The 3,491-nt window shown below is 65.8% G+C and carries 5 protein-coding genes; all 5 read right to left on the bottom strand.

The annotated features are described in order from the left end of the window. The coding region (locus EOA60_RS24270; RefSeq protein WP_128312013.1) for a DUF3383 family protein at positions 1 to 1,728 on the bottom strand (1,728 nt) is incomplete at its 3' end. Between the two features lie 26 nt (positions 1,729 to 1,754). Next, entirely contained in the window at positions 1,755 to 2,486 is a 732-nt protein-coding gene (locus EOA60_RS24265) for a hypothetical protein (protein WP_127335315.1), read from the bottom strand. Next, on the bottom strand, positions 2,486 to 2,758 hold the full coding sequence (locus EOA60_RS24260) for a hypothetical protein (protein ID WP_127335314.1): 273 nt from the start codon (positions 2,756 to 2,758) through the stop codon (positions 2,486 to 2,488). Before EOA60_RS24260 ends, EOA60_RS24265 begins: the two co-directional genes overlap by 1 nt. A 1-nt stretch (position 2,759) precedes the next feature. Next, positions 2,760 to 3,152 carry a hypothetical protein gene (locus EOA60_RS24255; protein ID WP_127239330.1) on the bottom strand — a complete coding sequence of 131 codons (393 nt, stop codon included), beginning with the start codon at positions 3,150 to 3,152 and terminating at the stop codon, positions 2,760 to 2,762. Between the two features lie 6 nt (positions 3,153 to 3,158). Next, on the bottom strand, positions 3,159 to 3,491 hold a 333-nt coding region (locus EOA60_RS37750), incomplete at its 5' end, for a hypothetical protein (protein WP_164899499.1).

Here is a 3,491-nt window from a genome sequence, read left to right as displayed (position 1 = left end):
ATTCAGCGCCTGGTTGATCGGGTCGAGGCAGGCCGCCTTGATCAGCTCATAGCCGGCCGCGTTATACGGAACCGAGTTGATGTTCTGGATCAGCTCCATGAGGGAGAGCTGGAGCTGGTTGTTCAGCCAAATCTGGTTGATGTAGCTGTCCAGCCATTCGAACTCGCCCGACACCGTGCCGTTCTGGAACTCCAGGAACTGCTGCGCGGCCGTCGCGTAGGCGCCGTAGAAGTTATAGCCGTTGGCGATGAGGTTGCTCGCCACAGTCGCGGTGGTGACGCCTGCCACCAGGCCATCCTGCCCCCGGAATGCGAAGGTGATGCGGCCGTTGGTCTGCTGGAAGTCGATCGAGGCCGCCGCGCCGCAGATGAAGGCCGCGATCTGCGCGGGCGTCGTGATGCCGCCGGCGGGATGGTAGATGGCGCAGGTGCCGTCGAGATTGGCGCTCGCGATGATGTTGCCGAAGCTCGACGTCGCATCGTTGCCTTCGGTGGGAGTGATGTCCGTATCCCACGCGATGTAGGCATAGCGCTTGTTGGTGTTGTTGACCCACTCGGCAAAGGCCTGCTTCTGCACGCTGCCCGAACCGCCATCGGGATCGAAGATCGTCATGAACGTCGCCCAATTCTGGGTGAGCTGGGTGATCCCGGCCATGAACGCGGCAGGCGTCGTTCCATCGGCGCCCTGAGAGAGCGTCGCGCCGGTCGCCTGGGTCAGGAAGAGCCCCGCCGCGACCGAGCCGGTGGCGAAGGCTGCGGACGACGCCGCGCCGGCGATGGCGGAGGTGATGACGAAGCCGCCAGAGACTGAGTCATAGCTGACGTCCAGCGGCGTAGCCGACGCCGTGATTGCGCCGCTCGCCACCGTCTGGGTTTTGTCGACGAAGTATGTGCCGGTAAGGCCCTCGCCGCTGCCAAGCTGCACGATGCGCGTGCCAGCCGTCACCCCTGCACCGGCAAGCGTCTGGCCGACGGCCAGGGTGCCGCTTGCGAGCGCAGTGACCGTGAGGGTGCCATAGGTCGCGGAGACCGCAGTGCTGGCGACAACCTGCTCGATCGACACGGCATACTCGCCGATGCCGCCGGGCGTTCCCGAGAGCTGGTCGGTGATCTGCGTGCCGGCCGAGACGCCGGCGCCGGAGAGCGCCGCGCCTGCGACCAGAACCCCCGACGTCACGCCGGTCACATACATGACGTTGCCGGCGATGGAGGCGGTCACAGCTGCCGTTGCAGGGGCAATTGCCCCTGTCACGGCGGCCGCCTGCGGAGGAGCGGAGTTCAGGTCGGTCTGGATCAGCGCCGCGGCGGCCGAGAAGCTGTTTGCGCTCGATAGATCGATCGCGTTCGCGGTGCGCACATAGCCATCGACGTTGACGCTGAGCGTGCCGCTCAAAGCCTGGAGCTGCGCCAGCGAGAGCTGGTCGGCCTTTCCGCCTTGCAGATAGGCCGCGACCGACGCGGACGCATACTGCGCGAAAAGGATCGTGGCCGGCTTCTGGGTCGAGTTGTTGAAGCCGTTGAAATAGACCGCCGCGATCTCGGCCTCTTCCGAGGACGGGCCGAAGAAGTTCGACACCGACACACCGTCGTTCGGAAACGAGAGCACCTGCCCAATCGGGACGCGGGTGTTTTGGGTCAGCACGAGGCCGTTCATCACGAGCGCGTTGCCGCCCGCGTTGAGAACGTTCGGAATGACGTTCACAAGCTGCGAGGCCGGGATGGTCGTCATGGACCAGATCCTTTCTGTTTGAGGGGTCAGGCCGGGAAAGTCGCTTCGACGTTGACGACGTCGATCACGGCTTGGTCGGCGAATTGCTGTAGCAGGCCGATTGCCTGGTTGGCCTGCAGATGCACGTCGACGACGTAGCGGGTCTCGTATTGCTGCTCGCCGTTGAAGAACGGGACCTGCTTGGGATCGTCGGCATAGAGGGGAGCGCCATCCATGCCGGCATCCGCGAAATACCGTGTCGCCCGCTCATCGCGGATCAGCGTGGCGATCGTCTGCGCCATGTCGGAAGCGCCGCCATCCGAGGCGCTGTGCACGTCGAGTTGGATGACGACGTCGGTCGGCTGCATGATTGTCTCGGCGCCGCTCGAGAGCGTCTGCGCGGCCAGGGTCTGCGCCGGCGTGACAGCGTAGGATCCAATGCCGCCCGGCGTGCCGCTCGCCTGCTCGCTGATGAGCGTGCCGGCAGTCACCTGTGTTCCGAAGACGGTCGCCCCCACCAGCAGCGCGCCGAACGCGACCTGAGTGACGGTCATCACCGTATCCGCGATCGAGGCCTCGAACGCGCAGTCCTGATAGGTGTCGACGTTCGTCGAGAGGCGACCGCGGCGGCTCACCGTCATTGCGACGAAGTCGCCAGCCGGCTCCGGGACGCGGTTGTCTTGCGCCGAGATCACCTCGACGCCGGCGGGCAGGTATTGCAGCAGAAAGCCGCGCAGGACCGTCTGGATGCCAGACTGGCTGGGGACCGGGCCGCTCATCAGACGCTGGTGCCGATCCCGCGCACCGTGGCCTCGCCGGCGCCGACCGGCTGGCACCACACCTGGTCGCCGGCCGCGAGCGGGAACGGAACGAGGCTCTGGGAGAGCAGGACGCAATTCGAGGCATCCGCCGCCGGCTGGCTGTCCGCGATCGCTGCCAACACGCCGCCTATGCTGGTCACCTGCAACAGCGCCGATGAATAGTTGGCGCCGTCGGCGACCTTAGTCCACTGGCCGGCAGGGCATGGCACCGTGAAGGTTCCGTTCGCCATATCAGGCTCCATCCATTTGTAGGGTCAGGGCACACTTGCACCAGTCGGGCCAGGACTCGAGCACGAGTGCCACGAGCCATGTGTTGCCTTCCGGGAAGGTGCCGGCGGGGAAGACGAAAAGATCGCCGCCGACTTGCAGCTCGCGCACCACGCCGAGGGCCGAACCGTTCAAATAGACGGCGCGGCGCACGCCCTGAATGCTGAGACCGTCGAGCAGCTGCAGATCGTTGTAGGTAAGCGACTGCGCCTGCAGAGAGACGCCAGGCACGTCGACAAAGCTCGGCGTGCGCGTGCCGTCGACCGCCGTGGTGTAGCCGCTGGACCGTTTCAGCGTAGCGGTCACGAACGGGTTGACCGTGCCGATGGCCGCCGAAACGATCCCGTGCAGGTTCATGTTCGGTCAGCCGACGCGGTAGACCGTGAAGGTGCCGGCGCCCGTGTTGCGGAAGCGCAAGATGCCGCTCGACGGGATCGTGGCGCTGCTGTGCGCCGGGAAGTCCATCGAACCGACCAGCGTCATGCCGGCGTTGGTGGTGATGGTCGCATCCTCGGCATCGACGATGGAGGTGTTGATCACCGAGACGTCGAAGGAGTCGTTGGCCTGGAAGTCGGCCGGCAGTGCTGCCTGGAGCGCGGCACCGGTCGGGAGCTGCTGCACTGAGGCCGCGCCTACGCCCTGTTGGATGGTGATGATGCCGGCGAGCAGATCGGCCGGCGCCAGCGTGCCTGAGAC

Source organism: Mesorhizobium sp. M1A.F.Ca.IN.020.06.1.1 (assembly GCF_004023265.1).
GTDB lineage: Bacteria > Pseudomonadota > Alphaproteobacteria > Rhizobiales > Rhizobiaceae > Mesorhizobium.
The sequence above is the reverse complement of the archived record's forward strand: the minus strand, read 5'-3'. Positions and strand labels throughout refer to the sequence as shown.

Excerpts from the sequence above, each read along its gene's own strand:
- EOA60_RS24255 (WP_127239330.1), bottom strand. The coding sequence starts at position 3,152 with ATGAACCTGCACGGGATCGTTTCGGCGGCCATCGGCACGGTCAACCCG.
- EOA60_RS24260 (WP_127335314.1), bottom strand. The coding sequence starts at position 2,758 with ATGGCGAACGGAACCTTCACGGTGCCATGCCCTGCCGGCCAGTGGACT.
- EOA60_RS24265 (WP_127335315.1), bottom strand. The coding sequence starts at position 2,486 with ATGAGCGGCCCGGTCCCCAGCCAGTCTGGCATCCAGACGGTCCTGCGC.